Genomic DNA, 16096 nt, shown 5'->3' with positions numbered 1-16096 from the left:
TGCGATTACCCGGTCATTATCTTCTGTCATGGTCCCAACGATCGTTGTCGCGATCATCGTCGTCACGGTCCCAGCGGTCATCGTCGCGATCACCGTTGTCATGGTCCCAGCGGTCATCATCATCGTCCCAGCGGTCGTCGTCGCGATCATCGTCATCGTCCCATCTGTCATCATCGTCACGTTCATCTTCATCACGAAGCTTGTAACTGTAATCAACGTTGTTTAGTCCGTCATCCGGTGCACCGTAAGTTACTGTCATGATGACCCTTTCATCGTCATCACTTTCTATCTCTTCTTTAATTTTTTTCATATCGTCATCTGTGAAATTGAGTGGATTGATTTCCTTCACGTCATATTCTTTTTCACCGTCGTCTTCCTCAATTTCAATAATGGAGATGAGATAGTCAACATAGTTTTTCTGCACTTCATCCAAGCTTTTGAAATCATCGGTGCTGCTGCCGTCATTGCTGAAGTTCACTGCATCCACACTGATGTTATCAATATACCAGCCATCTTTTTGTGAAGCCCAGTCGGTTACATAGCGGAAGGCAATCATTATTTTTTGACCTTCATACTTGCTAAGGTTAAACGATTGAGTTGTCCATCCGTTAGATGAGCCAGTAAACCCAGGAACATTCGATTTGATTTTTGGATGAGCACTCGAATTGACCTCATCCGTTGTATTGTCATTGGCAAGTGATGTCCATGTTTCACCGCCATCAGTGGAAACCTGTACAAATCCGTAATCCCAGGTGGATTCAATGTTGTACATGGTGTCGAAAGTAAGTTTCGGATTTTGTGTATTGGACAGGTCGAATTCTTTGATTAGAGAATTATCCGCCAGCGAACCAGTTCCGCCCCATAATACATTGTTGGCGGAGTCTTTTGGATCCTTTTCCGATTTCCATTGCAATGGCAGAAAATCTATTCCATCAAATAACAATTTAGCATCGTCCTTCTTCGGCATTTCAATGAAATCCGTTCCCCAGGCAGGTGCCCCTTCAGATGCATAGGCCTGTTTGGTGCCTGTGTTCACCGTAAAGTCAATGCTTTCAAAACCATATTTTCCATCGAATTTGCGCTCTTCATCCAGGACAAGTGCGGTTTGATAATCCCGGTATACATCCTCGAAAGTTTTATCATAACCGGCTGTTTTTAGTGCATCATTTACCCCTTTAATGCCAGGTTTTTTATTCTTGGCCAGATCCTGAATAAATGATTTTCCGCCGAAATGATCATTTAAGTATAATTGAAACAAGTATGCGTTTCCATAGTCAGCCAGGACTTCCCGTGGGCCCTGATCTTCCCAGGCAACCAGGGAGTTTTCCGGTTTTTCTGCAAATGACTGAACATGACCTTCCGGGTGTCCATAACCAACTAGGTATTCCGCAAAGTCTGACATGCCTTCGTTGATCCATGTTTCTTCATCGGCATCATTGTCTGCGTGGATCAAGTGCTGGTATTCGTGTGCAACGGTGCCTTCATACAGATTTGCATTGGCAGCGTTATCCCCGACACGATTAGCCCAGTCATATGAATCTACGGTGATAATGTTGCGGTTTGTGTATGTTTCAAGCACTGGGGAGAAGAATCCTGCTACATAACTTGGAAATTCAGGATCATAGTAGTTTTCGTCTTTGATGTTATCAATTAGAATAATGCTGCGGTCGCTGTGATTCTGACTGACGTAATAATTTTCTCCTAAACTACTTTCCAGCATTGCATTTTCACCGCTGAGCGAATCGGGTGTACCAAAAAATTCTGTATCTGTCGGATAAATGTTATTGTCTACCTCAGAAAGGATGTAATCAATTTGCTCCTGGGTAATTTGAATCGAATCGTTCCGGTTTTCCTGTGGGAATTTGCGATCATTCGCTACCCAGATCTCTGCATGTTCACCAACTGCCTTTAGTGTAAAAGGCTTCAGGTAGTATTTGTTTTTTGTCTGATCGAGGGCAACCCATAATTTCTCTGTCCCCGGTACAGGTTCATACGGCTCAGACTGCACCTTGCTGAATGTACTGAATGGGATGGAAGATTTATCAAAATTTGCTTCCTTCACATTCTGATTTCTCAGCTCATCACCGATATCAACCGGATCAGGCTTCCCGTCACTTGCTGCTGCGGCTGAATCTGCCCCAAATCCAGCAAAACTGACCGGAATGGCCAGTAATACAGCGGCAACCATCATACGCCAATTCTTCATTGTATAACCCCTTTCGACAAGTTTTTTCTTTACACTACTTAATTCTCGAAAAGGGGACTGAATTCCTGTGGGTAAAAAGTACTAACTATCTGATTTTTAGACAAATTCATTGTAACAAATAGGTATTTTTACCTATAAATCGATAAAAAAATCAGCCGGCAAGTACCAGCTGCATCTTTCTATTTGTCAATTATGATTTCCTTTCGACCATCATCTTCATCAAAAATTTGGTCAGCCACTGGTTTAGGACCTTTTAGTCCGGACGTGTCCGTTATATGTGTAGAATTGTCCCAGAACGGCGTATTCATGCCGCCCATGTAAACGGCTGTAATCGAAATTGGGTCATTTTCCCATTCCTTCTGCAAACTTTCCGTAAATCCTTTAACGGCAAATTTGCTTGCACAGTAAATCGATTCGTTCATTTTACCGCGCAGACCGGCTGTAGAGATTATTGTAAGTATTCGTCCTTTGCTTGCTCGGATCAATGGCAGGGCAGATTGTACGGTTAAAATGGTTCCTTTTATATTGGTATTTAATGTATGTTCAATGTCACTTACCGTATAATCCTCCACTGGGCCAAAAATACCAACCCCTGCATTGTTGATGAAGATATCGAGTTCACCTATTTGCTGAAAGGCGATGCTGACTGAAGCTGGTTCCTGAACATCGCATAAAATTACTTCCGCATTTCCTCCATCGTTCATAATCTGTTTTTGAACGATTTGCAGCTTCGTGTCCGTTCTGCCCAGCAAAAAAATTTTACAGCCGCTTTTGGCATATTTTAGGGCAAGCGCCCGTCCAAGACCACTGCCCGCACCAGTAATTGCTACTGTTGGCATATACTTTTCCTCCTAAATTAATGAGTATCATTATTTCCATTCTCCTAAACTATTGGTAAAATGTAAACTGTTAGGGAGAGGAGTGATTATAATGGATTACCGATACAGTGACTATTCATTGGAACAACTGCGTGAAGAAATTGGTAAATTTAAAGAGAAGGCTCTGAAGGCTGAACAAGTGGGGAATGTCAGTGAAGTAGCCATTTATGAGCGAAAAATGCAGGTGGCTATGGCATACATGCTGAACCCAGATGACTTTCAGGGATCAGATGTTCATGAAATGAAAGGCGATCCCGGACACCGATTCAAAATAAATTATATAAATGGTGTTTTCGCATGGGGACACCGGATCAACCTTCTGGATGAAACGTATGAAAAAGAAGAAGCAATTCCAATTTCATTGCTGGGTGACAAAGTGGAAAAATAAAACCTGGCGGGGACATATTGAAATTGTATATCTTGAACAAAAAATTCAGGGTAAACTAGTGTAGGAAATATACGTAGACTCCAGCGGGAGGCTCAACAGCCGCTCGCGTAAAGCGAAGTATATTTCCGAAGCGACTGAATGCACCATTTCAATTTTATAAACACTTTACCGAAGTCCAAATTAAACCGGATTATCTCCTACGTCCAGTTTACGCTGAAGCTTATGCTCGGAAAAAATCCATCCGGTATATGAATTCATTTTTCGCATGTTGTCATCAATCTGAACAACGGCAACAAAGGGGTAATAATGATTTGACCTGTACCGTAAATCAATGAAGCGAACTTCGGTAAAATCATCAAAGTCATTGATTTCCCATCTGTAGACGGGTGAGAACGACAGGAACGCCGAAACATTTTTATCGTCTTTTGCCATTTCCATCAGTTCATTTTCCGGCAATGGAATTTTTTGAAATTCATCAACGATTTCAATATGTCTGTCTTTCACTGTGCCTACATAAAAATTATCTTCAGCTGTAATGGCAACACGCCATTCATTTTGCTTAATGGTCGGTGATGTTGCAATTTGGGTTGTATCCGGGAAGTAATCCATAATTTTTCGGACAATCTCCCGTTTATCAATATACCGTTTAATGTAGTACAGAATAATGACGGTATAAATGATTAAAAACGTGTAACCCGGATTGGCACCAAGCAGCCAGGCAACGATTCCAGCTACATGCAGAAAGAAAATATAGGGATCAAAGGTATTAATAAATCCTTTAGCTATCCATTTGTTCGTAAAGGGCCGGTATGCCTGGGTTCCATATGCATTGGGAATATCAACCAGCACATGGAGGATAACTGCCAGAAATGTCCAGGCCCACAAGTGCAGGAAGTCAACTTGCGGGACAAATATGTGGATGATACCAGCTATCAAAATCCCCCACATCATAACGGCCGGTATGGAATGTGTCTCACCGCGGTGATGGCGAATATATACAGCATTATTTTTCAGTTTTAAAATTGTATCAAAATCGGGTGCATGTGAACCGACGATGGTTCCTGCAAGCACTGCATTAAATAAAACAGGATCATTGTGGACGGCAGGGTCCAGTGTAGCAAGTCCACCCAGTGCAATTCCCATAACAATATGGGTACCAGTATCCATAAGTTAAGGTCCTCCTCAGAAAACTCGACAAAATTCGCGTTTATCAAAAAACGTTTCCATTAATTAATTGTACCATAAAGGGTGTTTCAACATGAACGAGAAAGCATTGGAAAACATTGATATTCCATCATTCCGGCAAGATTTAATCGGTTGGTATCAATCGAATAAACGGGATCTCCCCTGGCGCGAGGATAAGGATCCCTATAAGGTATGGGTTTCCGAAATCATGCTCCAACAAACAAAAGTTGATACGGTTATCCCATATTTTAATCAATTTATTGAGAAGTATCCCACACTGTCTGATTTGGCAAATGCCGATCAGCAGGATGTACTGAAAACATGGGAAGGTCTTGGATACTATTCCCGTGCAAGAAACCTGCAAAACGCTGTTCGTGAAGTTGTGGCAGATTATAATGGTAAAGTTCCAGCAAATGAAAAAGACCTCGGTGCATTAAAAGGCGTTGGTCCATATACAAAAGGTGCCATTCTGTCCATTGCGTTCCAGCAGCCTGTGCCAGCGGTTGACGGCAATGTAATGCGAGTGTTGTCACGAATATTGAAAATAGAGGACAATATTGCACTGCCCAAAATTAAGAAACAATTTGAAAAGTATGTGGATGAACTGATTTCCACGGTAGATCCATCTTCCTTTAATCAGGGAATGATGGAATTGGGTGCCCTAATCTGTACACCAAAATCACCAATGTGTATGTTCTGCCCGGTTCAGGAGCACTGCCAGGCATATGCAGATGGCGTGGAAGAGCAATTGCCAGTGAAGTCAAAAGCAAAAAAGCAGAAAAGAGTCCCATATGTGGTACTCCTGATCAGGAATGAAAAAAATCAATACGTTATTGAAAAACGTCCGGGCGACGGATTACTTGCCAACCTTTATCAATTCCCAATGGTTCCATCGGCAGAAATAGGCATGGATCATATAGAAAATTGGGTTGAAATGGAATATGGCTTGACGATTAGGCTGAATGAAAAAAAGGGTGAATTGAAACACGTGTTTTCTCATATTATCTGGCAGCTTGAAATTTTGGAAGCAACCACAGAAACTGCTGAGCTTCGTGATGAACGAATCCAGTTTGTTGACCAAACCGGACTGAATGATTTTCCTTTTCCTGTTTCACACCAGAAAATGATGAAATATATACGCGGGGAATAGGATTATGACGCATGTTCGATATTGCAGTCGTTTCCCATTTTTATCCAGATGCGGTTAAGTTTTACTTCCTAGAAGTGAGGATAAAAACTTGTGTACTGGACAAATTAAGGGCTGCGGAGGTGATACTGATGGCTAAACAACCTAAAAAGTCAGCTGCAGGAACAAACGTTCAGCAAGTAAAGAAACAAAATCAACAAGCAGCTCAAGGGCAAGGTCAGTACGGTACTGAATTTGCATCCGAACAAACAAATGCACAACAAGTGAAAAAGCAGAATCAAAAATCTCAGCAAAAGAAAAAGTAACTTGCCTATCCCCGATTTTAAGCATTTAGAGCCCCCCTTCCTCAGGGGGCTCTTTTAATGTTTTTTCACGAAACGGACAAACCGACACGCAACGTGGTCCAATACCATCCATTTTCATTTTTTAGATATTTTCTTTGAGAAGTATTGCTTTATAAATGGTACAGTTGCCTATATAATATAAAGACAAACTTTTCGTTTAAATTATAGAAAGGACGATAGGATGGTTAGTCCAGAAGCAGGCTCGGTCATGCAGATACAAAGTTATAAGCATAATGGGCAATTACATCGGGTGTGGGAAAGCAGCCTTGTATTGAAAGGCACGGAAATGATTGTCATTGGTGCGAACGATAAAACATCGGTTAAAGAAAGCGATGGCAGAACCTGGACGACACGTGAGCCGGCAATAAGTTATTTTCACTCCAAATATTGGTTTAATATTATCGGAATGCTCCGTACTGATGGGATATATTATTACTGCAATATCAGCTCGCCGTTTATTTTTGATCAGGAAGCATTGAAGTACATAGACTATGATCTGGATGTAAAGGTATATCCTGATATGACATGGGACTTGCTTGATGAAGATGAGTATGAAGAGCATAAAGCAGTGATGAACTATCCGTATGTACTGGATGGAATTTTGTGGAAAAACGTACGTATACTGCTTCACTGGATCAGGCAGGGCAAAGGTCCGTTTGCGGCTGATTTCATTGATAAATGGTATGAGCGGTATTTAACGTACAGGTAACGAGTTAGACAGCAACTAATTGGTTTTTTCATTCACTCTTATGGTAAAGATACTCCTTCTTTGACCGGCATATAATTCAATTCGTTGAATATGGGTGTTGAACGATTTATAATGCAATATGTAATTAATAAAGAGTCCCTTGTTACAATAAAGTAGCAAGGCTTTTCTTTTCGGAATTCACTACTTTTATAAGGATGCGACATAATGAGCAGTATTAAGCAATATTTATCTTTCGTTAAACCATATAAATGGAAAATATTTTGGACGGTTATCGTCGGTATTGCCAAATTTGCAATCCCGCTGTTGATTCCGTTGATTTTGAAATATGTCATTGATGAAATCATTCACGCGGAAGATCTGTCGGATGCTGAAAAATTGAATGATTTATTCTGGCTGATGGGCGGAGCGTTTGTAATATTCCTTGTTTTGCGACCGCCGATAGAATATTTTCGACAATACCTGGCGCAATGGGTAGGGAACACAATCCTTTATGACATAAGGGATAAGCTGTTTGATCACATCCAAAAATTGAGTCTGGGATTTTATTCTCAGACAAAAACCGGGGAAATTATTTCCCGGGTAATACATGATGTCGAACAAACAAAGACTTTTGTCTTAACCGGTCTAATGAACATCTGGCTGGATATGATTACGATCTTAATCGCAATCGTTATTATGCTGACACTGGATCCGTGGCTGACATTGGTAGCTATTATTTTGTTCCCGTTCTATGGGTTTTCTGTCAAATTTTTCTATGGAAGGCTGCGGAACCTGACAAGGGAACGATCCCAATCATTGGCGGAAGTGCAGGGTCACTTGCATGAACGGGTGCAGGGCATCCCGGTCACCAGAAGTTTTGCACTGGAAGATTATGAACAGACACAATTTGATGTTCGTAACGAAAACTTCCTGCAAAAAGCGTTGAATCATACAAACTGGAATGCCAAAACATTTGCGGTCATGAATACTATTACAGACCTTGCGCCATTACTGGTTATTGCTTTTGCGGGTTATTCCGTAATAAACGGGGACCTGACGTTGGGTACGATGGTTGCATTCGTCGGCTACATGGAACGCGTGTACAGTCCATTACGCCGCCTGATCAGCTCTTCTACGGTGCTGACACAATCGGTAGCATCAATTGACAGGGTTTTTGAACTTATGAATGAGAAGTATGACATTGTCGATAAAGAGGATGCAACGAAACTTGGACGTGTTAACGGGCAAATCGATATTGAAAATGTTTCTTTCCAATACGAGGAAGCCGAACCGTCCGTATTACAAAATGTCAGTCTGAATGTAAAAGAAGGTGAAACGATTGCATTTGTCGGAATGAGTGGCGGGGGCAAGTCGACACTGATCAGTCTGATACCACGATTTTATGATGTAACAGATGGATCCATCAAAGTGGATGGTATGGACATCCGTGATGTACAGGCCCGTTCGTTGCGCGATAACATTGGGATGGTTCTGCAGGATAATACGTTATTCAGCGAATCCATCTCCATGAACATTCGTATGGGAAACCCTGATGCGACTGATGATGAAGTGGTTGCGGCTGCCAAAGCGGCAAATGCAGATGACTTTATTAACGATTTGCAGTATGGCTATGACACGCTGGTTGGTGAACGTGGGGTCAAACTTTCGGGCGGTCAAAAACAACGGATAGCCATCGCCCGTGTGTTTTTGAAGAATCCGCCAATCCTGATTTTTGACGAAGCAACATCAGCACTTGACCTGGAGAGTGAACACACGATACAGGAAGCGATGGAAAAACTGGCATCCGACCGTACGACATTTATCGTTGCGCACCGGCTGGCAACCATCACACATGCCGACCGGATTGTGGTGATTGAAAACGGTGAGATTCAGGAAATCGGTTCACATAAAGAGCTGATGGCACGTAAAGGAAGTTATTATGATTTGTACCAGGTTCAGAACCTGGACAACCCGGAACAAATGGAACTGTGAGTATGTGAACTCCTCTGCAAAAGTGCAGGGGGGTTTTTATATGCGCTGGGTGAAGTGAAATCCTGATAAAACTGACAAAGTGACCGATAAACAATCTGGATTGACTGATAAACCCTCTAATTTGACTGATAAATTCAGGGAAGTGACTGATAAACCCCCTAAGCTGACTGATAAAGCCATAAATCATACAAAAAGCACCCTCCATAATCGAAGGGTGCTCTTGTTCAAACGTTTGATTATCTGCTTGCCATTGTGCGGAAAGCCTTGCCTGCAGCTTCAATCGTTTGGTCGATGTCCGCTTCTGTATGTTCTGTCGTTAAAAACCACGCTTCAAATTTTGATGGTGCGAGGTTAATGCCCTGCTCCAGCATCAGGCGGAAAAACTCCGCAAAGGCGTCACCATCACTTGCTTCAGCCTGTTCATAGTTGGAAATCCTGCCGCTGCCAAAATAGACGGTCAGTGCCCCACATAATCTATTTACAGAAATTGGAATATCATATTGGCTTGCCTGATTTAGAATTCCTTCTTCCAACCGCTTGCCAAGATCATTAAGTTTTTCATAAACACCAACATCCTGCAAAACTTCGAGACAAGCAATTCCAGCTGCCATGGAAGCAGGGTTTCCGGCCATCGTGCCTGCCTGATAAGCCGGTCCAAGCGGGGCAACCTGTTCCATAATATCTTTTCGCCCACCATATGCGCCGATTGGCAGCCCGCCGCCAATGATTTTACCCATCGCAGTCATGTCCGGCTCGATTCCGTACACTTGCTGGGCACTTCCATAGGTAAAGCGGAATGCTGTGATGACTTCATCATATATAACGAGGGCGCCGGCATCATGGGTGATAGTATTTACAGCCTGTAAAAATCCTGCTTCGGGTTCAACGATACCAAAATTACCAACAATCGGTTCAACCAACACCCCTGCAATCTGATTACCCCATCGTTCCATCGCAGCTTTGAATGCTTCAAGGTCGTTAAATGGAACGGTTATGACATCTGACGCAACGGATTCCGGAATTCCTGCCGAGTCCGGCGTGCCCAGAGTCGCCGGACCAGATCCGGCTTCAACCAATACGGAATCAAAGTGACCATGATAACATCCGGAAAATTTGATCAGTTTGTTCCGTCCGGTGTACGCACGTGCAACACGGACAGTGGTCATAACCGCTTCTGTACCCGAGTTGACGAAGCGGACTTTTTCCAGTGAGGGAATGGCTTGCTTAAGTATTTTGGCAAATTTGTTTTCGAGACGGGTTGGAGTCCCATACAAAACCCCATTTTTCGCAGCATATGATATGGCTTCTGCGATATGCGGATGAGCATGCCCAGTTATGATTGGACCGTATGCCCCCAGATAATCGATGTATTTATTACCGTCCACATCCCAGAAGTACGCGCCTTTCGCATGTTCCATATAAACAGGTGTGCCGCCTCCAACACCTTTGTATGCGCGTGAAGGGGAGTTTACTCCGCCGACAATATGCTCCAATGCTTCGTTATGTAATTCCTTTGATTTAGAAAAGTCCATTTAATAATGCCTCCCGATTAGCTTTTTTGGTAGATAATAAAGTAAAAAACCATCTTACTGCATAAGGATGTCACCTAAAGGCTTGGTGACAACCAAGTTTCTAAAACCACTTTCTACTATATCAAAAATTGATGGCTTGTACATTTTACACTTACCAAAAGTTCAAGCAGGCAGACCACGCAATCGAGCGAGCCGAATCTGAATCAGGCAGCACCCGATTTACGACCGCAACACGCTAACATCCATCAAAATATTGGCAAATCATCGGTTGGATAAGCATATGTATAGGTTAAGCGGGGGATTATATGGGAATTTTATCATGGCTGTTCATTTGCGGTATTTGTGGAATAATGGTGTGGAGCCTTATCCAATTTATTCGCGGCGGGAGATATCGCGTCAATCTGCACTTGCGTGAAAGCAGGTTTTCTGCTGAAATTTTTTATACATTATTAGTCGTTTATTTTACGGTTATTATTGGGTTTGGGTTGATATATTTTATCCTGTCCATCAATCAGATTCTTCTTGTGGAAAATGGAGAATTGCGGGAAGTCAGTATTATTGCTTCACTGATTCATTCGATGTATTTCAGCGGGGTAACATTGCTGACGATTGGGTATGGTGATATAACACCAATTGGTATTGGGCGACTGATTGCGTTGATCCAGGCACTGATCGGCTATATCCTGCCAACTGCTTTTGTACTCAGGCTTGTCCAGTCTAATCAGAAAGATAGAGACAGATAAATTGATGTGCTATAGTAAGGATAAGTGAAATTTGCATGGAGGGATAAATCTATGAGTGTTGAAGTAGGTAACCAGGCACCTGATTTCACCTTGCCGAATCAGGATGGAAACGAGGTTAGCCTGTCAGACTTTAAAGGAAAATCGGTAGTTTTGTATTTTTACCCGAAAGATATGACGCCGGGGTGTACTACAGAAGCTTGTGAATTCCGTGATGCACAGGAAAGCTTCAGTGAATTGGATGCAATCATCATTGGTGTAAGCCCTGATCCGATCGAGCGGCATCAGAAATTTGTTGATAAGCATGATCTTCCATTTCTGCTGTTGGCTGATGAAGATCATAAAGTTGCCGAAGCATACGGCGTCTGGAAGCTGAAGAAAAACTTCGGCAAAGAATATTATGGCATTGAACGGTCGACATTTATTATTGATCCGGACAGCAATATTCAAAGAGAATTTCGTAAAGTAAAAGTGGACGGGCATGTGGAAGAAGCACTGCAGGCCATCCGTGATAACCAGTAATTGTTCAAAAGCAGTCCTTTGATGTGGGGCTGCTTTTATTTTGTAACGTCAGGAAGTATAATTAAGGCTAGACCTTATAAACAAACATGAGGAGGAATGGTATTTGGTTATCCTGTCGTCAGCAAAACTATCGGATAAACATAAACAAGCACTGAACGATAAATATCCGGATGTCGCATTTATTTTTTGTGACAGGATGGAGGAGGCAGAACAGCATTTGGATGATGCTGACATATTGATTACGTATGGACAGGATCTCACACCCGAATTGGTGGGATGTGCATCCCGATTAAAATGGATTATGGTCATTTCTGCAGGTTTGGAAGAAATGCCTTTAGCAACAATTGAGGAAAAAGGGATTTTGGTAACAAACGCGAAAGGAATTCACAAGTATCAAATGGCGGAATATGCAATTTCCATGCTCCTCCAGGTATACCGTCAGGCCAAAGTGATAATTGAGAATGAGCACGCCGGTAAGTGGGACAAGACAGTTCGATTGCAGGAATTAACAGGAAAAACAATGCTTATCGTTGGGGCAGGTGCAATTGGCGGTGAGGTCGCACGTCTGGCAAAAGCATTTCGCATGACGACCTATGGCATCTCCAGAAGTGGAAAGACAGTTGATAATATTGATGAAACGTACACCAACAGTGACTTGAAAAGCATTTTGCCTATAGCGGATATTGTTGTTTCTGTATTGCCAAGCACATCCGAAACACGACATTTTTTTAGCTATGAAGATTTTCAGCTGTTGCCTGACCATGCAGTATTTTTGAACATGGGGCGTGGTGATGCAGTGAGCAGTGATGTCATTCTAAAGGCCATCAGGGAGGAAGAGATTGCCCATGCGGTACTGGATGTGTTTGAAACAGAACCACTGCCGTCAGACCATCCTTTTTGGAAAGAGGAGAACATTACTGTAACTCCGCACATATCAGGCAGTTCACCAATGTATCAGAAACGTGCGCTGGAGATTTTTGAACAAAACCTTCACACATATCTGGAAAATCGTGACGAGTACGTAAATAAAATAGATGTAACCAGGGGGTATTAAGAGTGCGAATTTATACACGAAAAGGGGACAAAGGGACGACTTCGTTAATTTATGGCCAGCGCGTACCGAAGAATGATTTGCGTGTTGAAGCATACGGCACATGTGATGAAACCAATTCGATGATAGGACTGGCACTAAGTTTTCTGGAAAATGAGGAATGGGACAAGAAGGAAGCGTTTCTTGAAAAAATGCACCGGATTCAGACCATTTTATTCCATGTCGGGGCAGAGCTGGCAACCCCAAAGGACAAAGAAGTGAAGTGGAAGTTGAAACAGGAGTATATTCAGGAACTTGAGGATCAAATAGATGAGTGGGATAAGAGCCTTGAGCCGTTACGAAACTTTATCCTGCCATCAGGTCACAGTGCTTCCAGTGCATTGCACACTGCAAGAACGGTAGCAAGACGTGCGGAGCGGACTGCAGTTGGTATGGGCGATGAGCTGGAGAACCCGCTGGTCGTGTCCTATTTGAACCGTTTGTCAGACTTTCTGTTTGTAGCAGCAAGATATGTGAATCAAAGTCTGAAGGGAACGGAGATTCCGTTGAAAGCTGATATTTAAAGATAAAAAAACAAATGATTTGTAAACGAATCATTTGTTTTTTTACGCATGATTTTTTTATTGGTTCAATATACTTATATTGACAGAAAGCTCTTCAGGAAGGTACACTATTTATAAGAATTATAAAATAAGAATGAATAAGGCTTTATTATAATAAATGAAAGTGAGGTGCATGACGGTGTCTGAACAGAGACTTCGTGAGGCAATCGATACACTGAAAAATTCAGGCGTCAGGATAACACCACAGCGTCATGCGGTTCTTGAGTATCTTCTTAATACAATGGTTCACCCGACAGCCGATGATATTTATAAAGCGCTCGAAGGAAAATTCCCGAATATGAGCGTTGCGACGGTATATAATAATCTGCGTGTATTACGTGAAATCGGTCTCGTCCGTGAACTGACTTATGGTGATTCTTCCAGCCGCTTTGACTGCAACACGACAGAGCATTATCATATTATTTGCGATGAGTGCGGTAAAATAGTGGACTTCCATTATCCGACGCTGGATGAAGTGGAATCACTGGCAGAACAAGTAACCGGATTTGAAGTAAGTCATCATAGAATGGAGATTTACGGTAAGTGCGAAGATTGCCAACAGCTTGAAACACAAAAGCACTAATGATTATAATATTAAAAGCCGGATGTCCTGAGTGGGCATCCGGCTTTATTGCTATTTGGGAAGTTCGCCTTGTTGGCGGGCTTTTTTATTTTTTGTATTCTTTTGCCTTCCTTTTTGCTTCTTTACGATATTTACGTGTATTATATTTTTCATCGAATTCTTTTCCTTCAAGGTCTTTGTCCAGGGTTAATGGCTGTTTGCAGTGCATACATGCATCAACACGTCCAAGCATTTTGGTCGGTTTCTCACAGCTTGGGCAGACAATGGGTACCGCCTTGGTTGACAGCATGCCAATCCAAAAATAAACAACACAGCTGAAAATGACAAATAGCAAGCCAACTATCATAAATATGGCCATCAGCCATTCAATTTTTTTGGACAGGATGCCACCGTACATAAAGGCAAAACCAATGAACACCTGGAGCAGTGCAAAAGAACGGATTTTATTTATTTTGCTTGAATAGACTAATTGCTGCTGTGCCATGATTGTCCTCCTTAGTATTTCATTGACAGTATAGCATATTTCAACAGCTTTTTTGACCTCAAAAAAAGGATTTCACAAAAATATAACGAATTATATAATATTGAGGTTAATGGAGGAGTAATCAAAATGGAAGATTTACTGAGACCTATTTATCAGGAGCGTGCCAGTGAATCCGGCACGTTGGGCATCGTGATTATTGAAAAAATGAAACCAAACAGTCCAATCACCGATAATTTTGATGTGATTCTGCTTATTATTGTGAGTGATGATGCAAAACAGGATTGGTTTGTGAAACATTATGAACTTGACGATGAAAAGACAGCAGCCATGCACATCGTGGAAGAGAAACGGTTGATGGAATGGATTGATACAAGTGGTTATCGTAAAGCAGTTGAATGGGTGATTAATGGAAAAGTTGTTTTTGACCGCAACGGTTATATTGCTGATCTGAAGAACCAATTGAGAACGTTCCCGTTTGAAAAAAGGAATTTGCGCAAAGCAATGGAATTTGGAAAGCTGGTCAAAAGTTATAATGAAGTGAAAGAGCTTCATGAATCAAACCAGCTTAAAGACGCTTACAGCAGAATGGTGCATTCGCTTCATTATTTAGCGAGACTTGCTGTCATTGAAAAGGGCTACCATCCGGAAGTGACACTCTGGAACCAGGTGAAGCAGATTGATCCTGAGGTATATAAGTTGTATGAAGAGCTGATCGAAAGTGAAGAGGATATTGAACAACGTATCAAGCTGATGATACTGGCGGCAGATTTTGCCATCAGCACCAGAGCGGAAGTGTCCGCAAAACATTTACTCGATATTATCCGAACAAAGGATGCAGCATGGTCGTATGAGGAATTAAAGCAACAGCCGGCGGTATCGCCATATGTGCTTGATCTTGCCGCAATGCTGATGTATCTGCATGAAAAAGGTTTATTGGAAACTGAATTGGCTCCAACAAAAGGTGCTGGCGTTTACCAATTGAAATACAAGTCTGCTTTATAATATTGTTGCACAACAGAAGTTTAGACAGCATATGAATATATGGTTGGAACAGCAATGAAGGCTATGGCATTGATACCATAGCTTTCAGTCTTAATTTTGGATTGGCTGAAAAAATAATATTGACTTTGAAAATGAGGCATGATAAAGTAATATTCGCTGTTGAAATTCAGAGCGATTTTTGACGGCGAAACATGATGAAATTTTCTCTTGATTTGAAGAGAATATCATGATATATTGAATATCGTTGCGCTTAGATAGGCAACACACTTCTTTCAAAAAAACTTCAATTAATTATTGACATTGTTTTTGAAAGGTGATATATTAGTCAAGTCGCTGTTTTGAAGCGGCGCAACAAATTTGCTCTTTGAAAACTGAACAAAACAACCAGTATGTCAATAAAAAAGCGTAAGCGCTCGGTTAGCGACGTACGGACTGGACTGAACCGCAGGAGATAAAGGAAACACGATGAACGCAAGTGAATCGATGTTGACTTATCGTACGGAGGTGAGGGAAGTCCGCTAGTCGCTGAGCGCTGGAGCTGGATTAGCGAAACAGGACGAAAGCAAATGCTTTCCCCTGGATTCAATTTACAAAGCTAAGAATTCAAATATGGTTGATTGGTGTCAATCGTATATCAACTTTCTATGGCAAATTAGAAGCGGTTCTTATTTGCACAAGTTCAACTACACTTTTGAAAGAACCAAAAGTGAGTTTTCTATGGAGAGTTTGATCTTGGCTCAGGACGAACGCTG

Annotated in this window: 16 protein-coding genes; 11 read left to right on the top strand and 5 right to left on the bottom strand. The window is 41.9% G+C overall.

The genetic code is table 11. From position 1 onward, the window contains the following. Nucleotides 1-16: 16 nt before the first annotated feature. Nucleotides 17-2206 (bottom strand): choice-of-anchor J domain-containing protein, encoded by a 2190-nt coding sequence (locus ABD010_RS06335; protein ID WP_343811309.1) that lies wholly within the window; start codon nucleotides 2204-2206, stop codon nucleotides 17-19. A 179-nt stretch (nucleotides 2207-2385) separates the two neighbouring features. Beyond that, nucleotides 2386-3045: an SDR family NAD(P)-dependent oxidoreductase gene (locus ABD010_RS06330; RefSeq protein WP_343811306.1), complete on the bottom strand. Its 660-nt coding sequence runs from the start codon at nucleotides 3043-3045 to the stop codon at nucleotides 2386-2388. 91 nt (nucleotides 3046-3136) lie between these two features. Between ABD010_RS06330 and ABD010_RS06325 the strand changes: the two genes are divergently transcribed. Then, nucleotides 3137-3472 (top strand): YfhH family protein, encoded by a 336-nt coding sequence (locus tag ABD010_RS06325; RefSeq protein ID WP_343811304.1) that lies wholly within the window; start codon nucleotides 3137-3139, stop codon nucleotides 3470-3472. A gap of 180 nt (nucleotides 3473-3652) precedes the next feature. Here the strand turns inward: ABD010_RS06325 and ABD010_RS06320 are convergent, their stop codons facing one another. Next, nucleotides 3653-4639, bottom strand: a complete 987-nt coding sequence (locus ABD010_RS06320; RefSeq protein ID WP_343811302.1) for a metal-dependent hydrolase — start codon at nucleotides 4637-4639, stop codon at nucleotides 3653-3655. Between the two features lie 91 nt (nucleotides 4640-4730). Between ABD010_RS06320 and mutY the strand changes: the two genes are divergently transcribed. The 4 genes from mutY to ABD010_RS06300 all read left to right on the top strand — a co-directional run bounded on the left by mutY (nucleotide 4731) and on the right by ABD010_RS06300 (nucleotide 8828). Then, nucleotides 4731-5807: an A/G-specific adenine glycosylase gene (mutY, locus tag ABD010_RS06315; protein ID WP_343811300.1), complete on the top strand. Its 1077-nt coding sequence runs from the start codon at nucleotides 4731-4733 to the stop codon at nucleotides 5805-5807. Nucleotides 5808-5935: 128 nt separating this feature from the next. Further along, the gene (locus ABD010_RS06310; RefSeq protein WP_343811636.1) at nucleotides 5936-6109 is read left to right on the top strand and encodes a gamma-type small acid-soluble spore protein; all 174 of its coding nucleotides are present in this window, start codon (nucleotides 5936-5938) and stop codon (nucleotides 6107-6109) included. Between the two features lie 220 nt (nucleotides 6110-6329). After that, nucleotides 6330-6857 carry a nucleoside tri-diphosphate phosphatase gene (gene ntdP, locus ABD010_RS06305; RefSeq protein ID WP_343811297.1) on the top strand — a complete coding sequence of 176 codons (528 nt, stop codon included), beginning with the start codon at nucleotides 6330-6332 and terminating at the stop codon, nucleotides 6855-6857. 204 nt (nucleotides 6858-7061) lie between these two features. Next, nucleotides 7062-8828: an ABC transporter ATP-binding protein gene (locus ABD010_RS06300; protein ID WP_343811295.1), complete on the top strand. Its 1767-nt coding sequence runs from the start codon at nucleotides 7062-7064 to the stop codon at nucleotides 8826-8828. 236 nt (nucleotides 8829-9064) lie between these two features. On the opposite strand, the gene ABD010_RS06295 is transcribed toward ABD010_RS06300, so the two are convergent. Then, entirely contained in the window at nucleotides 9065-10360 is a 1296-nt protein-coding gene (locus tag ABD010_RS06295) for a glutamate-1-semialdehyde 2,1-aminomutase (protein WP_343811293.1), read from the bottom strand. Between the two features lie 305 nt (nucleotides 10361-10665). Between ABD010_RS06295 and ABD010_RS06290 the strand changes: the two genes are divergently transcribed. The 5 genes from ABD010_RS06290 (at nucleotide 10666) to perR (ending at nucleotide 13858) form a co-directional block, all read left to right on the top strand. Next, nucleotides 10666-11103: a potassium channel family protein gene (locus ABD010_RS06290; protein ID WP_343811291.1), complete on the top strand. Its 438-nt coding sequence runs from the start codon at nucleotides 10666-10668 to the stop codon at nucleotides 11101-11103. A gap of 51 nt (nucleotides 11104-11154) precedes the next feature. Then, nucleotides 11155-11622 (top strand): thioredoxin-dependent thiol peroxidase, encoded by a 468-nt coding sequence (gene bcp / locus ABD010_RS06285; protein WP_343811289.1) that lies wholly within the window; start codon nucleotides 11155-11157, stop codon nucleotides 11620-11622. 103 nt (nucleotides 11623-11725) lie between these two features. Further along, on the top strand, nucleotides 11726-12676 hold the full coding sequence (locus ABD010_RS06280; RefSeq protein ID WP_343811287.1) for a D-2-hydroxyacid dehydrogenase: 951 nt from the start codon (nucleotides 11726-11728) through the stop codon (nucleotides 12674-12676). 2 nt (nucleotides 12677-12678) lie between these two features. Continuing rightward, nucleotides 12679-13236 carry a cob(I)yrinic acid a,c-diamide adenosyltransferase gene (locus ABD010_RS06275; RefSeq protein ID WP_343811285.1) on the top strand — a complete coding sequence of 186 codons (558 nt, stop codon included), beginning with the start codon at nucleotides 12679-12681 and terminating at the stop codon, nucleotides 13234-13236. Nucleotides 13237-13408: 172 nt separating this feature from the next. Then, complete coding sequence (perR, locus tag ABD010_RS06270; RefSeq protein WP_390350819.1) at nucleotides 13409-13858, top strand: peroxide-responsive transcriptional repressor PerR; 450 nt, start codon at nucleotides 13409-13411, stop codon at nucleotides 13856-13858. Between the two features lie 85 nt (nucleotides 13859-13943). Here perR and ABD010_RS06265 read toward each other — a convergent pair whose 3' ends face one another. Further along, nucleotides 13944-14342: a YgzB family protein gene (locus ABD010_RS06265; protein ID WP_343811281.1), complete on the bottom strand. Its 399-nt coding sequence runs from the start codon at nucleotides 14340-14342 to the stop codon at nucleotides 13944-13946. Nucleotides 14343-14468: 126 nt separating this feature from the next. Between ABD010_RS06265 and ABD010_RS06260 the strand changes: the two genes are divergently transcribed. Beyond that, entirely contained in the window at nucleotides 14469-15344 is an 876-nt protein-coding gene (locus ABD010_RS06260; protein ID WP_343811279.1) for a nucleotidyltransferase-like protein, read from the top strand. Nucleotides 15345-16096: the final 752 nt, after the last annotated feature.

It is taken from the genome of Virgibacillus siamensis (genome assembly GCF_039522605.1).
Lineage (GTDB): Bacteria > Bacillota > Bacilli > Bacillales > Amphibacillaceae > Lentibacillus > Lentibacillus siamensis.
Note: the sequence above shows the minus strand (reverse complement) of the source record. Positions and strands in the feature narration are given on the sequence as shown.

Bases quoted from the DNA above. Each gene is read 5' to 3' on its own strand.
- perR (WP_390350819.1), top strand. From the start codon at position 13,409: ATGACGGTGTCTGAACAGAGACTTCGTGAGGCAATCGATACACTGAAA.
- ABD010_RS06290 (WP_343811291.1), top strand. From the start codon at position 10,666: ATGGGAATTTTATCATGGCTGTTCATTTGCGGTATTTGTGGAATAATG.
- ABD010_RS06320 (WP_343811302.1), bottom strand. From the start codon at position 4,639: ATGGATACTGGTACCCATATTGTTATGGGAATTGCACTGGGTGGACTT.
- ABD010_RS06325 (WP_343811304.1), top strand. From the start codon at position 3,137: ATGGATTACCGATACAGTGACTATTCATTGGAACAACTGCGTGAAGAA.
- ABD010_RS06295 (WP_343811293.1), bottom strand. From the start codon at position 10,360: ATGGACTTTTCTAAATCAAAGGAATTACATAACGAAGCATTGGAGCAT.
- ABD010_RS06330 (WP_343811306.1), bottom strand. From the start codon at position 3,045: ATGCCAACAGTAGCAATTACTGGTGCGGGCAGTGGTCTTGGACGGGCG.
- ABD010_RS06310 (WP_343811636.1), top strand. From the start codon at position 5,936: ATGGCTAAACAACCTAAAAAGTCAGCTGCAGGAACAAACGTTCAGCAA.
- ABD010_RS06335 (WP_343811309.1), bottom strand. From the start codon at position 2,206: ATGAAGAATTGGCGTATGATGGTTGCCGCTGTATTACTGGCCATTCCG.
- ABD010_RS06260 (WP_343811279.1), top strand. From the start codon at position 14,469: ATGGAAGATTTACTGAGACCTATTTATCAGGAGCGTGCCAGTGAATCC.
- mutY (WP_343811300.1), top strand. From the start codon at position 4,731: ATGAACGAGAAAGCATTGGAAAACATTGATATTCCATCATTCCGGCAA.
- ntdP (WP_343811297.1), top strand. From the start codon at position 6,330: ATGGTTAGTCCAGAAGCAGGCTCGGTCATGCAGATACAAAGTTATAAG.
- bcp (WP_343811289.1), top strand. From the start codon at position 11,155: ATGAGTGTTGAAGTAGGTAACCAGGCACCTGATTTCACCTTGCCGAAT.
- ABD010_RS06300 (WP_343811295.1), top strand. From the start codon at position 7,062: ATGAGCAGTATTAAGCAATATTTATCTTTCGTTAAACCATATAAATGG.
- ABD010_RS06265 (WP_343811281.1), bottom strand. From the start codon at position 14,342: ATGGCACAGCAGCAATTAGTCTATTCAAGCAAAATAAATAAAATCCGT.